This window comes from Neorhizobium sp. T25_27, assembly GCF_002968565.1.
In the GTDB taxonomy this organism is placed as follows: Bacteria; Pseudomonadota; Alphaproteobacteria; order Rhizobiales; family Rhizobiaceae; genus Neorhizobium; species Neorhizobium tomejilense.
In genome coordinates this window covers 259177-278242 of sequence record NZ_PVBJ01000001.1, presented here as the reverse complement: position 1 = coordinate 278242, position 19066 = coordinate 259177, and the positions used below count along the sequence as shown (strand labels likewise).

At 63.6% G+C, this 19066-nt stretch carries 16 protein-coding genes; 7 read left to right on the top strand and 9 right to left on the bottom strand.

Annotated elements, in window-relative coordinates:
- The first annotated feature begins 19 nt into the window (after positions 1-19).
- The 3 genes from C5J24_RS01455 (at position 20) to C5J24_RS01445 (ending at position 4865) form a co-directional block, all read left to right on the top strand.
- A complete protein-coding gene (locus C5J24_RS01455; RefSeq protein WP_105415064.1) occupies positions 20-2716 on the top strand; it encodes an EAL domain-containing protein in 2697 nt (898 codons plus the stop codon).
- Between the two features lie 152 nt (positions 2717-2868).
- Positions 2869-3621 carry a hypothetical protein gene (locus C5J24_RS01450; RefSeq protein ID WP_105415061.1) on the top strand — a complete coding sequence of 251 codons (753 nt, stop codon included), beginning with the start codon at positions 2869-2871 and terminating at the stop codon, positions 3619-3621.
- Between the two features lie 209 nt (positions 3622-3830).
- Positions 3831-4865: a MerR family transcriptional regulator gene (locus C5J24_RS01445; RefSeq protein WP_105415059.1), complete on the top strand. Its 1035-nt coding sequence runs from the start codon at positions 3831-3833 to the stop codon at positions 4863-4865.
- 100 nt (positions 4866-4965) lie between these two features.
- Here the strand turns inward: C5J24_RS01445 and C5J24_RS01440 are convergent, their stop codons facing one another.
- A complete protein-coding gene (locus C5J24_RS01440) occupies positions 4966-5574 on the bottom strand; it encodes an ATP-dependent Clp protease proteolytic subunit (protein ID WP_046633751.1) in 609 nt (202 codons plus the stop codon).
- A 196-nt stretch (positions 5575-5770) separates the two neighbouring features.
- On the opposite strand from C5J24_RS01440, the gene C5J24_RS01435 reads away from it, so the two are divergent.
- Together C5J24_RS01435 and C5J24_RS01430 are read left to right on the top strand one after the other, a co-directional pair.
- A complete protein-coding gene (locus C5J24_RS01435; RefSeq protein WP_105415057.1) occupies positions 5771-6355 on the top strand; it encodes a HupE/UreJ family protein in 585 nt (194 codons plus the stop codon).
- Positions 6356-6464: 109 nt separating this feature from the next.
- The gene (locus C5J24_RS01430; RefSeq protein ID WP_105416549.1) at positions 6465-7322 is read left to right on the top strand and encodes a DUF2076 domain-containing protein; all 858 of its coding nucleotides are present in this window, start codon (positions 6465-6467) and stop codon (positions 7320-7322) included.
- A gap of 423 nt (positions 7323-7745) precedes the next feature.
- Here the strand turns inward: C5J24_RS01430 and queF are convergent, their stop codons facing one another.
- From queF to C5J24_RS01410, 3 genes are all read right to left on the bottom strand, one after another.
- Positions 7746-8210, bottom strand: coding sequence for a preQ(1) synthase (gene queF, locus C5J24_RS01420; RefSeq protein WP_105415056.1), 465 nt, complete (start codon positions 8208-8210; stop codon positions 7746-7748).
- Entirely contained in the window at positions 8207-9121 is a 915-nt protein-coding gene (locus tag C5J24_RS01415; protein ID WP_256427111.1) for a cation diffusion facilitator family transporter, read from the bottom strand. The genes queF and C5J24_RS01415 overlap by 4 nt, the downstream gene beginning before the upstream one ends.
- A 129-nt stretch (positions 9122-9250) precedes the next feature.
- On the bottom strand, positions 9251-10825 hold the full coding sequence (locus tag C5J24_RS01410) for an MFS transporter (RefSeq protein WP_105415052.1): 1575 nt from the start codon (positions 10823-10825) through the stop codon (positions 9251-9253).
- A 185-nt stretch (positions 10826-11010) separates the two neighbouring features.
- Here C5J24_RS01410 and C5J24_RS01405 point away from each other — a divergent pair, with 185 nt between their 5' ends.
- Positions 11011-11958: a LysR family transcriptional regulator gene (locus C5J24_RS01405; protein WP_105415050.1), complete on the top strand. Its 948-nt coding sequence runs from the start codon at positions 11011-11013 to the stop codon at positions 11956-11958.
- A gap of 45 nt (positions 11959-12003) precedes the next feature.
- Here C5J24_RS01405 and C5J24_RS01400 read toward each other — a convergent pair whose 3' ends face one another.
- The 3 genes from C5J24_RS01400 to C5J24_RS01390 form a co-directional block, all read right to left on the bottom strand.
- Positions 12004-12306 (bottom strand): HigA family addiction module antitoxin, encoded by a 303-nt coding sequence (locus tag C5J24_RS01400; RefSeq protein ID WP_105415048.1) that lies wholly within the window; start codon positions 12304-12306, stop codon positions 12004-12006.
- A 124-nt stretch (positions 12307-12430) separates the two neighbouring features.
- Entirely contained in the window at positions 12431-12934 is a 504-nt protein-coding gene (locus C5J24_RS01395; protein WP_371673513.1) for an N-acetyltransferase family protein, read from the bottom strand.
- A gap of 1 nt (position 12935) precedes the next feature.
- Positions 12936-15125: an anthranilate synthase gene (locus tag C5J24_RS01390; protein WP_105415046.1), complete on the bottom strand. Its 2190-nt coding sequence runs from the start codon at positions 15123-15125 to the stop codon at positions 12936-12938.
- Between the two features lie 309 nt (positions 15126-15434).
- Between C5J24_RS01390 and C5J24_RS01385 the strand changes: the two genes are divergently transcribed.
- Positions 15435-16631 (top strand): extensin family protein, encoded by a 1197-nt coding sequence (locus C5J24_RS01385; RefSeq protein ID WP_105415043.1) that lies wholly within the window; start codon positions 15435-15437, stop codon positions 16629-16631.
- Positions 16632-16645: 14 nt separating this feature from the next.
- On the opposite strand, the gene C5J24_RS01380 is transcribed toward C5J24_RS01385, so the two are convergent.
- Together C5J24_RS01380 and C5J24_RS01375 are read right to left on the bottom strand one after the other, a co-directional pair.
- The gene (locus tag C5J24_RS01380) at positions 16646-17023 is read right to left on the bottom strand and encodes a VOC family protein (protein ID WP_105415041.1); all 378 of its coding nucleotides are present in this window, start codon (positions 17021-17023) and stop codon (positions 16646-16648) included.
- 215 nt (positions 17024-17238) lie between these two features.
- The gene (locus C5J24_RS01375) at positions 17239-18918 is read right to left on the bottom strand and encodes a formate--tetrahydrofolate ligase (RefSeq protein WP_105415039.1); all 1680 of its coding nucleotides are present in this window, start codon (positions 18916-18918) and stop codon (positions 17239-17241) included.
- Between the last annotated feature and the right edge of the window lie 148 nt (positions 18919-19066).

Genomic DNA, 19066 nt, shown 5'->3' with positions numbered 1-19066 from the left:
GACACCATCGGAAATCCCAATGACCTCGCTGCCCTTCATCTCGAAATCGAAATCGTCTGGTCTTCAGTTCTTCGGCCTCGGCTATTTTTTCCCGGCCATCCTTGCGGTCGCCGGCCTGCTGGTCGGTGTCGTCCGCGCCGATGTCGAAAAACGCGCGCAGTACCATGTGGCGCAGCAGGTCAAGGCAGCCGAGCAGCTGGCCAGGGTCGCCGCAAGCCTTGAGACCAACATCCACGGCAACGTCAACCTGATTTACGGGCTGGTGGCCGCCATTGCCGCCAACCCGAATATCAACCAGCCGCAATTCACGGCGCTTTCGGAGCGGATTTTCGACGTTCCGTCGCAGCTGCGCAACGTGGTCGCCGCCAAGGATCTGGTAGTCGGCCTTGTCTACCCCGAAGAGGCGAACAAGAAGGCCCTCGGCCTCGATTACCGCACCAACGAGCTCCAGCGGGATGCCGTGATGAGAGCCGTCGAGCGGCGGACGCTCGTCATCACCGGTCCGGTCAATCTGGTGCAAGGCGGCCAGGGGCTGATTGCCCGCTATCCGGTCTTCTCGCTTGCCAACGGCCGGTTCTGGGGTGTCGTTTCGGCTGTCATCGACCTCGACAGGCTCTACGCGGACAGCAACGTCAATACCCAGCGTCAAGCACTGGATATTACAATCTCGCAGCGGCCCATCCCCGCCGAGCGCGACATTTTCCTTGGAAAGGGCGCCATATTTTCGCAAGATCCCGTCAAGTCGAGGATCGAGCTCGGTTACGACACATGGTATCTCGCTGCAGTCCCGAAAGGTGGATGGCAGGGCTCGCCGCCGGACATGTTCAGCTTCCGGATCACCGCCCTTCTGATCGCCTTCTGCATCGCCGCCCCGCTCTTCTGGGCCGGATTGTTGATGAAACAGCGCCACGGCAACATCCTCACTCTGCAGCAGCGCGAGGAACAGCTGGAAACGCTGTCACAGCGCCTCGAACTGGCGCTTCAGGCCTCGGGCGTTGGCGTATGGGAATACGAACCTTCGACCGACACGCTGATCTGGGACCGGCGCATGCGCGAGCTCTACGACGCGCCGCCGGACAGCGATGTCCTCGAATACGTGGACTGGCGCGACGCGCTGCATCCCGACGACAGGGAAGCCGCCGAGATCTGCTTCCGCAAGGCGCTCAAGGATGAAACGGGCTACCGTACCGAGTTCCGCGTCGTCTCCCGGAGCGGCGAGATCCGCCACATCCGTGCGCACGGAGCCACCTACCGGACCGCAGGAGGCGTCAAGCGGGTGGTCGGTGCCAACTGGGACGTCACCAGGGACGTCACGTTGCATTCCGAACTGCGGCTGGCACAGACGAAGGCCGAATTGCAGAACGACGAACTGCGTTCGGCAAGGCGCACCCTCGAACACCGGTCGCTGCACGACGCCCTGACCGGCCTGCCGAACCGGCGCTTCCTCGACCAGTTCATGACCGCCGGAGAGAACCAGGCTGCGGGCCACCGGCTGGCATTCATCCACATCGATCTTGATCGCTTCAAGGAAGTCAACGACACGCTCGGCCATGCGGCGGGCGATGCGGTCCTGAAGGCTGCCACGTCCCGCCTGCTCGAACTGATCGACCACGACGAGTTCGCCTCGCGTATCGGCGGTGACGAATTCGTCGTCGTGACCGGCGGTGCGGAGCCGCAGCGACGGGCGGAATACCTCGCCCAGTCGATCGTCAACACCCTTGCCCGCCCCATCGATATCGGCGGGCATGAATGTCGCATCGGCTGCAGCGCCGGCATCGCCTGGCAGTCGGCAGCCGGCGAGGAGCTGAGCCAGTTGCTGATCAATGCCGATATCGCGCTCTATGAAGCCAAGAAACGCGGCCGCAACCGTGTCGAGGTTTTCTCGAAGGAACTGCGCTCGGCGGTCGTGCTGCGCAAGCGTATGTCCGACGAGTTCCTGAGCGCGCTCGAAGGCGACCAGATCATCCCGTTTTTCCAGCCCCAGTTCGATGCGCATTCGCTCGACATAGTCGGCGTCGAGGCGCTGGCCCGCTGGCTGCATCCCAAACGCGGCCTGCTGGCACCGGACAGTTTCCTGGCGATAGCCGAAAGCCTGCACCGGTCGGCCGATATCGATGCGATCATTCTCGAAAAGGCGCTCTTCCAATCGGTGAGATGGAGGGCGCTCGGCCTCGAGATCCCGCATCTTTCCGTCAACATCTCGGCCCAGCGCCTGAAGGACGAGAGACTGTTCAAACGGCTGGCCGAATTGCCGATCGCGCCCGGGACCCTGTCGTTCGAACTGCTCGAATCGATCTCCTTCGAAGATCAGGACAAGGAACTGAGGTCTGCCATTCTCGATCTCAAGGCGCTCGGGATCGATATCGAAATCGACGATTTCGGCACAGGCCATGCCTCGATCGTCAGCCTTCTCGAACTCGGACCCAAGCGGCTGAAGATCGACCGCAAGCTGATTGCACCGCTCGAAGCCGCCGGCTCGCAGCGCCGGCTGGTCGCCTCGATCATCGAGATCGGCCGCTCCCAGGGCATCGAGATTGTCGCCGAAGGGGTGGAGACGGCAGCGCATGTGGACATCCTGCGCAGCCTCGGCTGCCAGACCCTGCAGGGATACGTCTTCGCAAAACCGATGCCGGCCAACGAGTTCATCACTTTCGCGACGGACTGGCGGGCAGGCAACCACACGTGGTTCGCGCCATCGGTAGCGCTGGTCGACTGAGCGAACCGCCTTCGGAAAAAATCGAACATCGCAAGACAGAGCGACCGGCTCGACCACCAGACCGGCCTTTGAAACCTTCTGCAAGCTAATGTTATTGGTCAACCATTCGTCAAACCGGTAAGTTTGTGACAAACAGATGACACGGTAGAGCGATGAAAAACCTCAAAATTCGTGCCGAAGACATTGATGACGGTGCCACATCTACACCCTTGGATTTCCCCCATCTGCCTTCGCAGACCAGCCAACTTCGATGGCTCATATGGCCGTTGACGGTGGTCGCCCTCTGCACCGCTGGCAGTGCCTTGACGGCCGTTTTCGTACCAAGTGCCCGAGCCGTGCTTCTCGGGGAGGACGGCATCATCGAAACGGGTGGCGCCGTGTGCCTGGCAAGCGTTGTGCTGTTGGCGGGAGCAGCTACTGTCGTATCTGGCCCACGTGCGGCTCTGTCGTTGGGCGGCCTGCTTGGGCTCGCTGAGTTGATGGATGAGACAAGCTTCGGCGCTCGCATCCTTGGATTTCAACCGCCAGCTCTCTACGGTGGAGGCGAACTGGATGGATTCCATGATGTGCTGATCTTGGCCTACCGGCTTATGGACGAGCTCAGCCCGGGTCTTGGCTGGGCGTTCATTGGACTCATTCTTGCCATTTCCCTCGGCACATTGGTCTTTGCGTTGAGAGTTGTATGGAACATGCGCATTGATGCAGGATGGCCGTGGCTTTCGAACCACGTTCTGATTTTCCTTCACGTAGGACTGATCGGCATGGCGCAGGTCGTTGATGTAGCCACGACTTCCCGCACGCTCTCGGCGGTGGAGGAACTGCTGGAATTCAATGCCGCCGTCTTCCTGTTATTCTACCTCGCTCAGCAGGTCGTGGAGACCACCCGGCAATCGAGCTCGGCTTGATCGTACCGCTGCTCCCGTCGGCTCAATTTCAAGAAGGCCCCTGAACCATCGCGCCTAAATGAACACGCCGAAGGAAAAGTCCGCCGACTAAACCCTCTTTCCGTTGCGAACCGCCTTCGGAAAAAATCGAGCCTCGCAAAACAGATGTTGACCCGGCCCCTGGGGCTGCCCCGATAGGGGGAGCGGTCAACAACCGGCGAGGTGATTCCTTGAGTTCTTCCGCACGCTACCTGAACCCGTCCGACGCCGCCGAACGGCTCGGCATATCCCCGAAGGCGCTGCGCCTCTATGAACAACGCGGCCTGATCGCCCCGGTGCGCACCGCGGCCGGATGGCGGACCTACGGCCCGGTCGAAATGGCCCGCGCCGGCGAGATCGCCGCATTGCGAGCCCTTGGCCTCAGCCTCGCACAGGTGGCGCGGGTGCTGAAAGGCGAGGCGCAGGACCTTGCCACAGCGCTGGCCGCCCATCAGGCGCGGCTTGAAACGGAAGCCCGCCGGATCGCCGAGACGGTCGAAAAAGTCCGCGCTCTGCGCTCAGGCCTTGCCGGCGGCGAGCCGCCCCGGATGCACGAGTTGACGCGCCTGACGCGTCCGGCGGCCGAGATCGCCGCAGCGTTCGATCTCCCCTGGCCCTGGGGCGGCGAACGCTTCGAACTCAGGGATATAAGACCGCTCAACTACATCATCGGCCCGCTCGGCAGCGGCAAGACCCGGTTCGCCAGGGCGATCGCCGAACACCTCCCGGGCGCGGTCTTCGTCGACCTCGATCGCGCCGCCAACGATGCCGCCGAAGCCCGGGCACGAATGACAACCGATCCGGCGCTGAAGCTACGCGTCGAGCAGGCGCTCGCCTGGCTTGTCGAGGAGGGCGCTACGGCAACGCCTGCCCTTACCGCCCTCCTCGTCGCCATTGAAGCCGACGCGGACGGCATCCCGGTCATCGACATGATCGAGCAGGGTCTGGATCAGCCGTCGCAGGAAGCAGTCTCCGTCTATCTGCGCAATCGCGGTCCCGGCGCCCGTCCGCTCTTCATCATGACCCGCTCCTCGGCGATCCTCGATCTCGGCGCCGTCGGGCCGGACGAGGCGATCATCCTCTGCCCCGCCAACCACAGCCCGCCGAGCCGCGTAGCACCCATTCCGGGTGCACCGGGTTACGAGGCCGTCGCCACCTGCCTTGCCGCTCCCGACGTCCGCGCCCGCACGGAAGGCGTCATCGCCTGGCGTCCGCAGGTTGCCTGAACCGCATGGGCCCATCCGCGGGCAATGCGAGCCTGCAAACAACAAAAAGCCCCGCCGGCGGAACCGGCGGGGCTTTTTCAATTCAGATGGCGGAGAGCGATCAGATTTCGCTCTGCGACGTCACGATCCTCGAAACCAGGCCGTAGGTCTTGGCTTCTTCGGCCGACAGCCAATAGTCGCGGTCGGTGTCCTTGGCGATCTTCTCGACCGACTGGCCGGTTGCTTCCGCAAAGATCCTGTTCAGCCGCTCGTTCATCTTGATGATTTCGCGGGCCTGGATCTCGATGTCGGATGCCATGCCGCGGGTGCCACCGGACGGTTGATGAAGCAGGAAGCGGGTGTTCGGCAAGCAGATGCGGCGCTCCTTCGGAACGGACACGTAGATCAGCGCGCCGGCCGAGGCGACCCAGCCCGTACCGATCATCCAGACCTTCGGCTTGATGAACTTGATCATGTCATGGATCGAATCGCCCGATTCCACGTGGCCGCCGGGCGAGCTCACATAGACGCGGATGTCGTCGTCGCTGGCGGCGGCAAGCGCCACAAGCTGCGTGTTGACCTTCTGCGCCAGTTCCTGGGTAATCGTTCCATAGATGAAGATCGAACGCGACTTGAAAAGATTCGCTTCCGTTTCCTTGCCGAGCGGCAGTTCCTTGGTCTTGTCGTCCTTGTCGTCTTCGTCGTCGAGCACGCTGAGAGTCTCCTGCATCAGATTCATATACCGGACATAATGTGTTCGCCGCCGTAAAACAATGGAGCGCAGAGTCTAAGACGACACCTTCCACGGACTAAGGTGAATGACGTAGTACCGAGCCTCCTGCCGCGGCAATTGCCGATGGACAGCCACAAGGCGCTTGCCTATCTTCGCAGTCATTCCGCATGCACATAATTTCCAGGGGACCCAAATGCTGAAACGCCTTTCGCTCGCCGCCGCCATTCTTGCCGCCGCCACCGCACCCGCCTTCGCGCATCTCGACCCAGCCGCGCACGGCTCGTTTCTCGCCGGGTTTTCCCATCCGCTGTTCGGCGCCGACCATATCCTGGTCATGGTCGCCGTCGGCCTGTGGGCGGCACAGATCGCGAGCGGCAGCCGCCGCAATGCGCTGTGGATGATCCCCCTGGCCTTCGTCGGCACCATGGCGGCCGGCTTCCTGCTCGCGCTCGGCGGCGCCGGCCTCCCCTTCGTCGAACCGGCGATCCTCGCCTCGGTGATCGGCCTTGGCCTGCTCGTCGCAATGGCGGTGAAACTGCCGGTTTCGGCAGCAGCGGCCGTCGTCGGCGTCTTCGCCTTGTTCCACGGCCACGCCCATGGCGGCGAACTCGGCGCGGCAGGCGGGTTGCAGTTCGGCATCGGCTTCATGATCGCCACCGCGTTCCTGCATGCTGCCGGCATCGCGCTCGGCCTCGGCATTGCCCGCTTCAGCCCCTACATCGCCCGTATCCTCGGCGCCGCAACCGCGCTCCTCGGCCTTTCGCTGGCCTTCGCCTGAGCCCCCGGCCGCTGGCCAAGATTACCGAAATGTAAGGGATTCCGGCTTTGAAATGCCGGAATCCCTGCCTACCTTCCTGGTGACGGCAAACGCCTGCAAGGAGGCAAACATGTCACCGGAAGAACGCCAGCTCCTGACTGCCCTTTTCGACCGCATCCGCACCGCCGCCGCCACGCCGCGCGACGGAGATGCCGAGACCTTGATAGACCAGGCAACCCGCGAACAGCCCTACGCCACCTATTATCTGGCCCAGGCCGTGATCGTGCAGGAAAAGGGCCTGGAAGCCGCGGCCAACCATATCAAGGAACTGGAAGACCGCGTCCGCCAGCTCGAAGCGGAGACCAGCGATCATCACCGTGCCGAACAGAGCGGCGGGTTTCTGAGCTCGATCTTCGGCACCGGCCAGGCGCAGCACCCCGCCCCGCAGCCCGGTCTTCGAACCGGTCCCCAGGCGGGGCTCCAATCCGGCCCCCAGCCCGGCCCATGGGGTGCCGCCCCGCGTCAGAGCTACCGCACAGGCAGCGACTATGACGACGGTTATCGTGCGCCCCCGCCCTCGGCCGCCCCCTGGAGCGGCCAGACATCCGTCCCGTCAGCCGGCGGCAGCTTCCTGCGCGGCGCTTTGGGAACCGCTGCGGGCGTGGCGGGCGGCATGCTGCTCGCCAATTCGCTGTCGGGTATTTTCGGCACCCACATGAACTCGCTTGGCTGGGGCTCGCCGCTCGCCGGCAGCAACCCCTTCGGCAGCAGCAACGCCCCGGGCGAGGAAACCGTCATCAACAACAACTATTTCGGCGATGACGCGATCCGCCAGGCCTCGGATGACAAAAACACCGCCGCCAACACCAATGACGCAGCCAACAATTCCGGCCTGCAGCAAGCCGATTACGGCAACGACGACTTCTCCGACGACCAGGCGGATTTCGACAACAGCGATTTGGGCAGCGACGATTCGATGGACGTGTGAGCGGGGCGTTCTGCGGAGGCTAAAGCATCAAGCCTTTCGCGATGTGCGGGCGAAGGTCGAACTTCGACGTTAGAGTATGCCCGCCCCCTCTGCCCTGCCGGGCATCTCCCCCACGGGTGGGGAGATTGCCTGGGCGCTTGCTCCTCGCTTTACATGCGATGTCTCATCCTGCGCGCAGTCCGGCCGCACGACGTTTGCCGGGGAGCGGCGGTCGCGCCACTTGTAATCTCCCCACCCGTGGGGGAGATGCCCGGCAGGGCAGAGGGGGGCGGGCGGATTGCAACATCAAAGTCAGCCACGCGCCGCACTCGCTCGGTTTTGAAGCGATCGGATATGCTGAACCGCCCGGCGCTTCGCTTTGGCTCAGCGCGTTCGGCGCTCAAAACGCTCCACTGGAGCGTTTTGCCGGCAAGCCGTCGCGCCTCACCCACGTCCCCGATACGTCGCGACCCCCTGCTCCGGCAGCCATACGCCGGTCGGGGCCTCGCCCGTCTGCCAGAACACGTCGATCGGGATGCCGCCGCGCGGATACCAGTAGGCGCCGATCCTGAGCCACTTCGGGGCGAGCAGGTCGACGATCCGCTTGGCGATATAGATCGAGCAATCCTCATGGAACGCGCCGTGGTTCCGGAACGAATGCAGGAACAGCTTCAGCGACTTTGACTCCACCAGGAACCCGTCCGGAATATAGTCTATGACGATATGGGCGAAATCCGGCTGGCCTGTCATCGGGCAGAGCGAGGTGAATTCCGGCGCCGTGAAGCGCACCACGTAATCGGTGCCCTGGTTGCCGTTCGGCACCTTTTCCAGCACCGCGGTTTCGGGGCTCTGCGGAGCCTCCACCTGGGATCCGAGCTGCGAGAGCCCGGTGACATCGGTCATCGTCATTTGCCTGTTCCTTCAACGTCTACTTTCTGTCCATGGGCGCGCTCGCCTTCGGGCTCCACATGGATTGCCAATGTGGCGCCGGCAATACTCGCTTTGATCGCATCTTCCAAGCGGTCGCAGATCACATGCGCCTCTTCGACGGTCATGTCGGCCGGTACGACCAGATGAAAATCGATGAAGGCCGCAGCCCCGGCCCGGCGTGACTTGAGGTCATGGACGCCGAGCGCGCCGACCGAATGGGTGGCGATCGCCTCGCGCACTGCCGCCTCCTCGTCCGGCTCCAGCGCCCGGTCCATCAGCCCGCCGATCGAATGGGCGATCACCTTGTAGCCCTGCCAGAGGATGTTGATCGCGACCAGGATGGCGAGCACCGGGTCGAGGATCGCATAACCTGTTGCAATGGCCAGGATGAGGCCGGCGAACACCCCGGCCGAGGTGATCACGTCGGACATGATGTGCTGGCCATCGGCCGCCATTGCCGGAGAATAATGGGCGGAGCCGACCCGGATCAGGGTTGTTGCCCAGAATGCATTGATGACCGCCGCAAGCCCGTTGATCGCAAGGCCGAGCACCGGCGCATCCGGAAGTCTCGGCGCCAAAAGCCCGTCCCAGGCTTCGCTGATGATCAGGATCGCCGCAACGATGATCAGCCCGCCTTCGACCACCGCCGACATATATTCCGCCTTGTGATGGCCGAACTGATGGTCGTGGTCGGCCGGCCGCTGCGCATAACGGATGACGAAATAGGCGATGAAGGCGGCAACCACGTTGACGAAGGATTCCAGCCCGTCCGACAGCAGCGCGACGGAGCCCGTCACCCACCACGCCAGCATCTTCAAGGACATGACGCCGAGCGACAGCGGCATGCCCCACAAGGCCAGCCGCTCGACGATTTTGACTTCCCTCGGCACGGTGTCTTCCTTTTTGCGCGTGCGAATGATTTGCAGGACCGGAGGTCCAAAACGGCGAAACCGCCGGAGCGAGATGATTTCGCTCCGGCGGTTTCGAATAGCTGCATATCGCTCAGATGAGCGGGTTTGTCAAAGGGCCGGCTGGCCTAATCGCGCCTTGTCGGATTGCATCGCGGTGGCCACTTCCGCCTCCTCCTTGAGGTCCTCCACCCTCTCGCCTCCCCGCCCGAGGAAGAGGAACACCACCACTGCCGTCAGCGCCGTGATCCCGGTCAGCAGCCACAGGAGCGACGAAAACCCGTCGCCATACCCCTGCAGCAAAGCCGCCTGGTCGATCGACGGCAGAAGCTCCGCCGCATCCTGGAGGTCGCCGGTCACCAACCGCTGCGCGATCGCGCCCGCCTGGTCGCCGGTATCGCCGCCGAGGTTCGCGCTGGTGAGCGCCGAAAGTACCGCCGTGACCACCGCGAGTGCAACACCTTCGCCGGCCACGCGGGTGGTGCTGAAGATGCCGGTCGCCATGCCGGCCCTTTCCTTCGGCACGACGCTGACGGCAAGTCCGTCCATCAGGCCCCAGGGCAGGCTGATGCCGACCCCGATGGTCAAGAGCGGCGCAATCAGTGCCACTGGCTCGGAACCGACCGGAAACTGGCTGAGCCAGAACAGGCCGCTCGCCGAGATCGCCAGGCCCGCACCGCAGATCGTCGCCGGCGCGAACCAGCGGGTCAGCAGCCCGGCGGCGATCGGCAGGACGAGCAGCGGCCCGGACAGCGCGATCATCATCCGCCCGCCGGCGATCTCGTCCATGCCTTCGATACCGATGAACCGCACCGGCAGCAGGATGAGCAGCACCACGAACGCATAGGCCGGAGCGGCCGCCAGCAGTTGCACGCCAACGAAACGCGGATAACGGAACAGCGTGAGGTCGAGCATCGGCCGCGCCACACTCCGTTCGATCCGGCCGAAGGCCAGGAAGAACAGGACTGCCGCCAGCAGCATGACGATGACGAGCGGGTCGCCCCAGCCGCTTTCCGGCGCCTGCAGCACGCCGAAGGTCAGAGCGGTCAGCGCCGCCGTGAAGCTGAGCGCACCCTTCCAATCGAGGCCGGACGCGTCCGGATCGCGCGATTCCTGCATGAAGATCGCGCCGAGAACGAAGGCGATCACCGCAAGGGCGACCACCAATACGAAAATCGCCGGCCACCCGAACATGGCGATCATCCAGCCTGACGCGATCGGCCCGAAGGCGAGCCCGATGCCGAAACTGGCACCGACGATGCTGAATGCCCTGAGCCGCGCCGCGCCGTCGAATTCCTGGGCGAGCGAGGCCATGCCGCCGGAAAAGGCGGCTGCCGCGCCGATGCCCTGCAGCGCCCGCAGCACATCGAACCAGACGATATCACCCGCGAAGGCAAGACCTGTCGAGAACAGCGCGAAAATGCCGAGGCCGCTCAGGAAAATCCGCTTGCGCCCATAACTGTCGGCGAGCGCGCCGGCAGCCATCAGCGTGCTGCCGAAGGAAAGCATGAAGGCATTGGTGGCCCAGTTGAGGGCGATCGGGCTGCCGCCGAGCGCCCGGCTGATGGCGGGAAGGCCGACGGCCGTGCCGGTAAAGGTCAGCGGCATGGCAACCGCCGCGCAGCAGACTGCGATCAGAACGAACAGCCGTCCGGCTGCCGTTACAGCATGTGTGTTGTCTCTCATATCGGAGATTCCGCTGTGTTGGAGCAAAGGGGAAGGCGGGCGGCCCTTGGGAGAAGCCACCGCCTTGAACCCACCCGGCCGGAGGGCTTTATGTCACCAACACAAGATAAATCCGATACAATGCTTGGAAAATCCTCGACCTGTTCCTTATATGGCGGAAGAAAACGCTCGAATGGGAGACGCTATTGGATCGTCTGGGTGGACTGACGGCCTTCGTGCGCACCGCCGATCTCGGCAGTTTCGTCGCCGCAGGCCGCGTGCTCGGCCTGTCGGCTTCGGCGGTCGGCAAGGCGGTCACCAATCTGGAAAGGGAACTCGGCGTCCGGCTTTTCCAGCGCTCGACCCGCAGCCTGCGGTTGACGGAAGAAGGACGGCTTTTCCACGAACGGTGCCGCCGCGTGCTCGACGACCTAAACGATGCGGAAGCGTCGCTCGCGAGTGCCGTCGCCGTGCCGCGCGGAAAGCTCCGCGTCAGCGCCCCGATCGTCACCTATCATCTTCTGCTGCCGGTGCTGCCGGAATTCGTCGAGCGTTATCCTGAGATCGAACTCGATCTCGATTTCAACGACCGGATCGTCGACCTGATCGACGAGGAGGTGGACGTGGCGATCCGCAGCGGCAACCTGCCGGATTCGCGGCTGATGTCGCGGACGCTCAGGCCGTTCCGGATGCTCCTCTGTGCCGCCCCGACCTATCTCGACCGCCACGGCATCCCGCAATGCCCGCGAGAACTCGACGGCCATCTGGCGATCCTCTTTCGTTATCCGAACAGCCGCAAGCTGCAGGACTGGCCGATCACCCTGCCGCCCGAAGGCGCCGAGCCGCACCTGCGCACGGCGCTCACCTGCAACAACATGGAGGCGCTGCGCAGCACCGTCATCGCCGGCCTCGGCATCGGCTGCATGCCGGATTTCCTGGCAAGGGAACCGGTCGCGGACGGCCGGTTGCGGACCATCCTCGACGAACACCTCGACGCCCCCGGCCAGTTCCACCTCCTCTGGCCCTCCAGCCGCCATCTGTCGCCGAAAGTCCGGGTGCTGGTCGATTTTTTGAGCGAGAAACTGTTCGCGGAAACGTGCGAAAGGTTGCCGGCGGCGCCGGAAGCTTCGTTGCTCGCGGGTGCCGCTGAATAATGCCGAGTTAGCGAAACCGGCACGGTCTGCGAATGCCAAAGGCCACTATGCGGCCGCTTCGTATTCCGGAATATGCTCAAGTTCGTCCTTGAGGTTGTCGGCCTCGATCTTGAGATCGAAACTGTTCTGCAGATTCATCCAGAATTCCGGAGAGGTCTTGAAGAACTTGGCCAATCGCAACGCTGTATCCGAGGTGATTCCGGTCTTCTGCGCGACGATCCGCTCGATGCGGGTGCGTGGGACATTGAGTTTCTTGGCCAGCGCATAGGGCGTCATCTCCAGCGACTCCAGATAGAGATCACGCAGAATCTCGCCGGGATGGATCGGCGGAAGGTGGCTGATACTCATAGCGGTCTCCTGTGTGCCGAGCTGAACTTCTCAAAGCTATCACGGAGAGATACCAACGGAAATCGGCAGAGTTTCAGCCTCTTGATCCCGCCAGCTTGCGCCTGCCGGTCCTCTTAGGTTCGGTTTACCCGAAAACCACCGCCATCCCGATGCTGTCGATGTACCGCCCGTTGATCCTCACCGCATCGCGCGCCACGCCCTCGCGCACGAAACCGACCTTTTCATAGAGCGCGATCGCCCTCACGTTGTCGGCATGCACATGCAGCTCAATCCGGTGGAAACCGCGGTCTCGGGCCTGCCCGATTGCAGCACGGATCAGCCGCGTGCCGAGCCCCTTGTCGCGATAGCCGGGGATGATGCCCATGCCGAGCGTGCCGCAATGGGCGGCGGTCGGGCGGGGATGCCGGCGGATGTCGCACCAGCCGACTACTTCTCCATCGATGACGGCGACGACCTGCGGATGGCCGTTCTCGATGTTGTCGAGCACAAAGGGCCGCACGTCTTCAAGCGGCGGCGCCTCCAAGAAGCTCAGGTATTTTCGCTCCCGCGAGACCATGTCGAGCGCCTTGTGAAAGCTCTCGATATGCTCTTCGCGGATGGATTCGATCGGGATGGTCTCGGGCAACACCTTACGCCGCCTTGGTCTTTGCCCGCCGCGACAGATGCGCCACGACGTTTTCGATCATCCGCATGCCGGCATCGCCGCCGAGCGTCATGATCGATTCCGGGTGGAACTGCACCGCCGCCACCGGTTCCTTGACGTGCTCGATACCCATGATCGTGCCGTCTTCGCTTTCGGCGGTGATCATGAAATCCGGGTGCAGAGTCTTCGGATCGGCAAAGATTGAGTGGTAGCGCCCGACGGTGACTTCCCTGGCGAGCCCGGAGAAGACGATGCCTGGCTCCAGCACCCGAATGCGCGACGGCTTGCCGTGCATCGGCAGCGCCAGATGCCTCAATTCGCCGCCGTAGGCTTCGGCCAGCGCCTGCAGGCCGAGGCAGACGCCGAAGATCGGCAGGCCTTTCGAGCGCGCCATCTTGATGGTTGTCTTGCAGTCGAAATCCTTTGGATTTCCAGGCCCGGGCGAGAGCACGACGAGATCCGGATCGAAGCGGTCGAACACCTCTTCCGGCACCGGCGTACGCACGGTCGAAACCGTAGCCCCCGTCTGGCGAAAATAGTTGGCGAGCGTATGGACAAAACTGTCCTCGTGGTCGACGAGCAGGATCTTGACGCCCTGCCCCACCCGCGCCACGTCGCGGCCGGCCTTCGCCGCATTGCCGGCCTTTGCATCACGGATCGCTGTCAGCATCGCGGAGGCCTTCAGTTCGGTTTCGGCTTCTTCCTCGTTCGGATCGCTGTCGTTGAGCAGCGTCGCGCCGGCGCGCACCTCGGCAATGCCGTCCTTGATGCGGATGGTGCGCAGCGTAAGCCCGGTATTCATGTCACCGTTGAAACCGACCATTCCGATCGCCCCGCCATACCAGGCGCGCGGGCTCTTTTCATGGTTCTCGATGAACCGCATCGCCCACAGCTTTGGCGCACCGGTGACTGTGACGGCCCAGGCGTGGCTGAGAAAACCGTCGAACGCGTCCATGTCGGGCCGCAGACGCCCTTCGATATGGTCGACGGTGTGGATGAGCCGCGAATACATCTCGATCTGCCGGCGGCCGATCACCTTGACCGAACCCGGCTCGCAGACGCGGCTCTTGTCGTTGCGGTCGACATCCGAGCACATGGTGAGTTCGGACTCGTCCTTCTTGGAGTTCAGGAGCTTGAGGATCTGCTCGCTGTCGGCGATCGGGTCTTCGCCGCGCTTGATCGTGCCAGAAATCGGGCAGGTCTCGATACGCCGGCCCGACACCCGCACGAACATTTCCGGCGAGGCGCCGACCAGATATTCCTGATGGCCGAGATTGATGAAAAAGGAATAGGGCGACGGATTGATCGCCTTCAGCCGGTTGGAGATTTCCGAAGGCTTCGAGTCGCAGCGCTCCATGAACTTCTGCCCCGGCACCACTTCGAACAGGTCGCCGCGGCGGAAACTTTCCTTCGCCTTGGTGACGAGCGCCGCATATTCGCCGGGCCGATGGTCGCCCTTCGGCGGTATGGTATCGTTGCGCTGGAACGGGTCGGGCGCGATCTCCTGGTCCTTGCCTTCCGTCGTCACACCGTCCTTGGAAAAGTCGTAGCGGTCGATCCAGGCCTTGGCGGCATGATGGTCGACGACGAGAATCTCGTCGGGCAGGAACAGAACCATGTCGCGCTGGTCTTCCGGCCGCTGCATCGAAAGCTTGATCGCGTCGAACTGGAAGGCGATGTCGTAACCGAAGGCGCCGAACAGGCCGATCGCCGAATCCGCTTCCGAATGGAACAGGTCGACGATTGCCCGCAGCACGGAAAACACCGTCGGCATCTTCGAGCGCTCTTCCTCGGTGAACACGCGCGTCGGCTCGTTGACGGTGAGATCGAGACGCCGGGCCGTCCGCTCCCCGAGCGTCAGTTCGGCCACCGTCATCAGTTTGTCCGCGACGAAGCCGAGCAGCACCTCGCCGCGACCGTTGAAGGCCTCGATCCACACCCGGCGGCCATTCGAGGAAATCCCGAGCGGCGGATCGGCGATCGCGGTATCCCAGCGGGTATAGCGGCCAGGATATTCGTAGTTGGAGGAAAATACCGCGCCGCGCCGTTCGTCGAGCCTGTCGACATAGGAGGAGATCGCATCCGCATAGGGCGCTGCGCGCCGCTGGCGGCTGACCGCAATCCCGCCCCTCGTTTCGTAGACTTCCGAACCGTCATCCCGAATGATCGTTACCATTGTCCTGCCTCTCCAATGTCTTTGCCCGGGTGCCTGCGGCGGATAACAAAAAAGCCGCCTCGGGTTCCGGGCGGCTTGTGGTCTTGTCGATGGACATGACTGGTCAAGGCCGCGTTGAGCGAGCCGGCCACCAGTTAGCGATGTTCATCGAATTCATCATGGGCCGAATTGTTAGCTTGGGTTTTCGAGCCGCGCAAGCGAATTTCCATGACCGGGAAACGGAATTCTGGCGTCGGATGCGACCAAAACCGACGATCGGCGTTTATAGTCCCTCAAGGACCGAAGAAACGCATCCGAGAAGGATACGGCATGCAGCATTCGTGGATCGCAATTCTGGCAGGCCTGCCCCTGATCGTCGGGGCGGGTGTGCCGCCCGAAAGGCCGATACCGCAGGCGCAGCATTCCGGTGCTCCGGCGGGCGTCGTGGAGGTGAATTTCCTGACCCGCATTCTGCAGGACGGCGGATCGCGTGACCGCGCGGCTCGCCGCCGTGCGCCTTCGCGACAGCAGGGGCGCGGCGTAATACCCCAACCGCCGGCACTGGCTGACGTTCCCCTGCCGATCCCGAAGCCCGGGGGAGAGCTGGGGAAGACGACCGAGGCACCTCAGCCGGCGGAGCGCCCGGCCGACAAGCCGGTCGTCCCCGAAGCCCAGCCGCCCGTGGCCCCGAACCGGCTGAGTGAGAACCCGCAAAACCCGCCTCCCACTCCGCCCGTCGTCGAGCAGCCCGGCACCGCCTCCGAACCGGCTCATGAGGCGGAAGTTCCAACGCCACTGCCGAAACCGGGTACTGCGGCTGCCGACGCGCAGGCGGCCGACAAACCAAACCAGGCGGCCACCCCCGGAACGGATGCAGCCAAGCCGGAGGGGACCACGGAAGACGGCAAGCAACCGGACGAGCAGAAGGCCGAAGCCCCGCCACCGCCACCACCGCCTCCGCTTGTCAAGGAAGAGCCCGAAGAGCTGAAGGCCTGCCTTGCCGAACTCACTTCGCTCGGCGCGAAATTCGAACCCACCGATCCGATCGACGAGGGCAATGGCTGTGGCATCGAAAGCCCGATCGACGTCGCCGCAGTCCTGCCGGGGGTCGAGGTCGGCGGCGCGACGATGCGCTGCAAGACGGCGGTCAGCCTGGCGCATTGGCTGAAGGACACGGTTCAGCCGGCGCTCGACATCGCCATGCCGGGCCGCAGGATCACCGGGCTGGTGCCCGGCTCCACCTACGCCTGCCGCCTGCGCAACAGCGCCTCGACGGGCAAGATTTCCGAACACGCCCGCGGCAACGCCTTCGACGTCGCCGCGTTCAAGCTCGACAACGGCGAGAAGTTGGAGATGAAGCCTCGGGCCGAGGACTCGACCATGGAAGGCGCCTTCCAGCGCACCGCCACTGCCGGCGCCTGCCTCCACTTCACCACCGTCCTGTCACCGGGCAGCGACGCCGCCCACCAGAATCATCTGCATCTCGACGTACTGGAGCGGAAGGACGGGTATCGGTATTGCCGGTAGGCGGCATGCCGTCGTCAGGGCCGCCACCCCACCTCGATCATCACTCGGCCGGGCGCCAGGCAATAGAACAGGTACCCGCCGCGCATCTCGCGTGGCTCCCCAACCAGCTCGGCATCGCTCGCCTGGAGTTCCCCATAAAGTCTGTCGACCTCGGCTCTCTCGGGCTGGATGAAGCCGAGATGGTAGGTGACGACCCCGAGCGACCGCTGCTCGGCGCCGCCGAATTTTTCGACCGGGTGGCTGACGACGATTTCGAGGCCGGCATCGTCGTTGAGAATGGCAAGGCCGTTCGCGCCGCGCATCTCACGCAGAGTCAGGCCGAAATGCCGGACGAGGAAGGCAGTGGTTGCCGCAACGTCGGGCACGTGGATATCGATATGGTTCATACGCATCGTTTTCTCGCAAGGTTACCCCGGCGGAACGCGACGCTAAAAAGCCACGAGAATCCGCCGAGAGCGGCACGGGATGTGCCGTTTCTCGTCGCGGGTTCTCAACGGTGGACCGAAGGATCAGAGCTTCCTTGCGGAAGGGGCCGTGCTTACCATATCCGGCCCTGCCTTTTTCGACGGATGAGCTTTAACACAAGGCGGTTCGGGCGCTCAAGCCCTCAGAACAGCCCCTCCACGAAGCCATCTTCGTTCAGAAAGATGCGTTCCGCAGACGGCACGCGCGGCAGGCCAGGCATGGTCATGATCTCGCCGGTGATCGCGACGACGAAACCGGCGCCGGCGGAAAGCCGCACTTCGCGCACATGCACGATATGGCCCTCCGGCGCGCCACGCTGGGCGGGATCCGTCGAGAAGGAATATTGCGTCTTGGCGATGCAGATCGGCAGGTCGCCGTAACCCTGCTCCTCCCAGGCCTTCAGCTGGTCGCGCACGCCCCGGTCGGTGGTGACTTCGCCGGCATGATAGATCTTCGAGGCGATGATCTCGATCTTTTCGAGGAGCGGCAGGTGATCGGGATAAAGCGGCTGGAATTTCGCCTGGCCGCCCTCGGCAAGCTCGACCACCTTGAGGGCAAGCTCCTCGATGCCGGCGGACCCTTCCGCCCAATGCCGGCAGACGATGCCGTCCGCACCGTGCCGCGCCGCGTAGTCCTTGATGGCGGCGATCTCATCCTCCGTATCCGAAGTGAAATGATTGATGGCGACGACCACCGGCACGCCGAATTTCCGCACATTGGCGATATGGCGGCCGAGATTGGCAGCACCCCGCTTCAGCGCCTCGACATTCTCCTGGCCCAGATCCTCTTTTCTCACCCCGCCGTTCATCTTCAATGCCCGCACGGTGGCGACGATGACGGCCGCATCCGGCTTCAGCCCCGCCTTGCGGCACTTGATGTCGAAGAATTTTTCGGCGCCGAGATCGGCCCCGAAACCCGCTTCCGTTACCACATAGTCGCCGAGCTTCAGAGCCGTGCGGGTAGCGATCACCGAATTGCAGCCATGGGCGATATTGGCAAACGGCCCGCCATGCACGAAGGCCGGATTGTTTTCGAGCGTCTGCACCAGGTTCGGCTGCATCGCGTCTTTCAGCAGCACCGTCATCGCCTTGTCGGCCTTGAGGTCGCGGGCGAAAACCGGCGAGCGGTCGAACCTGTAGCCGATGACGATGTCGCCGAGCCGCCTTTCCAGGTCCTTGAGGTCGGCCGCCAGGCACAGGATCGCCATCACTTCCGAGGCGACGGTGATATCGAAGCCGCTCTCGCGCGGAAAACCGTTGGCGACGCCGCCGAGCGATACGACCGTCTGGCGCAGCGCCCGGTCGTTCATGTCCATCACCCGCCGCCAGCTGATCCGCCGGGTATCCATGTTCTCGGCATTGCCCCAGTAGATATGGTTGTCGATCATCGTCGACAGCAGGTTGTGGGCAGACGTGATGGCGTGGAAATCGCCGGTGAAATGCAGGTTGATGTCCTCCATCGGAATGACCTGCGCATACCCGCCGCCGGCCGCTCCACCCTTGACCCCGAAGCACGGCCCGAGCGACGGCTCGCGCACGCAGATCACCGCCCTTTTTCCGATCCGGTTCAGCCCGTCGCCGAGGCCCACGGTGGTCGTCGTCTTCCCCTCGCCCGCCGGCGTCGGGTTGATGGCGGTCACGAGGATCAGCTTGCCGTCCTTCTTTCCCGAAAGCGACGCGATGAATTCCGCCCCGACCTTCGCCTTGTCGTGGCCATAGGGAGCAAGCGCCTCGACGGGAATCCCGAGCTTCGCGCCGATCTCCGTGATCGGCTTCTTTTTCGCGGCGCGTGCGATTTCGATGTCGGATCTGACCTCTGCCATAGCTTCGCTCCCCCAAGTGCTTTCGGATCAAACATGTCCTTGCGGTTATGGTTAGCGAAGGAAAGGCTATGTGAATAGCCGCAACCGGATAGCCGCCCGGAGCGTGCACAAGGAAAAGGGCGGCGCGATCGCTCGCACCACCCTTCTC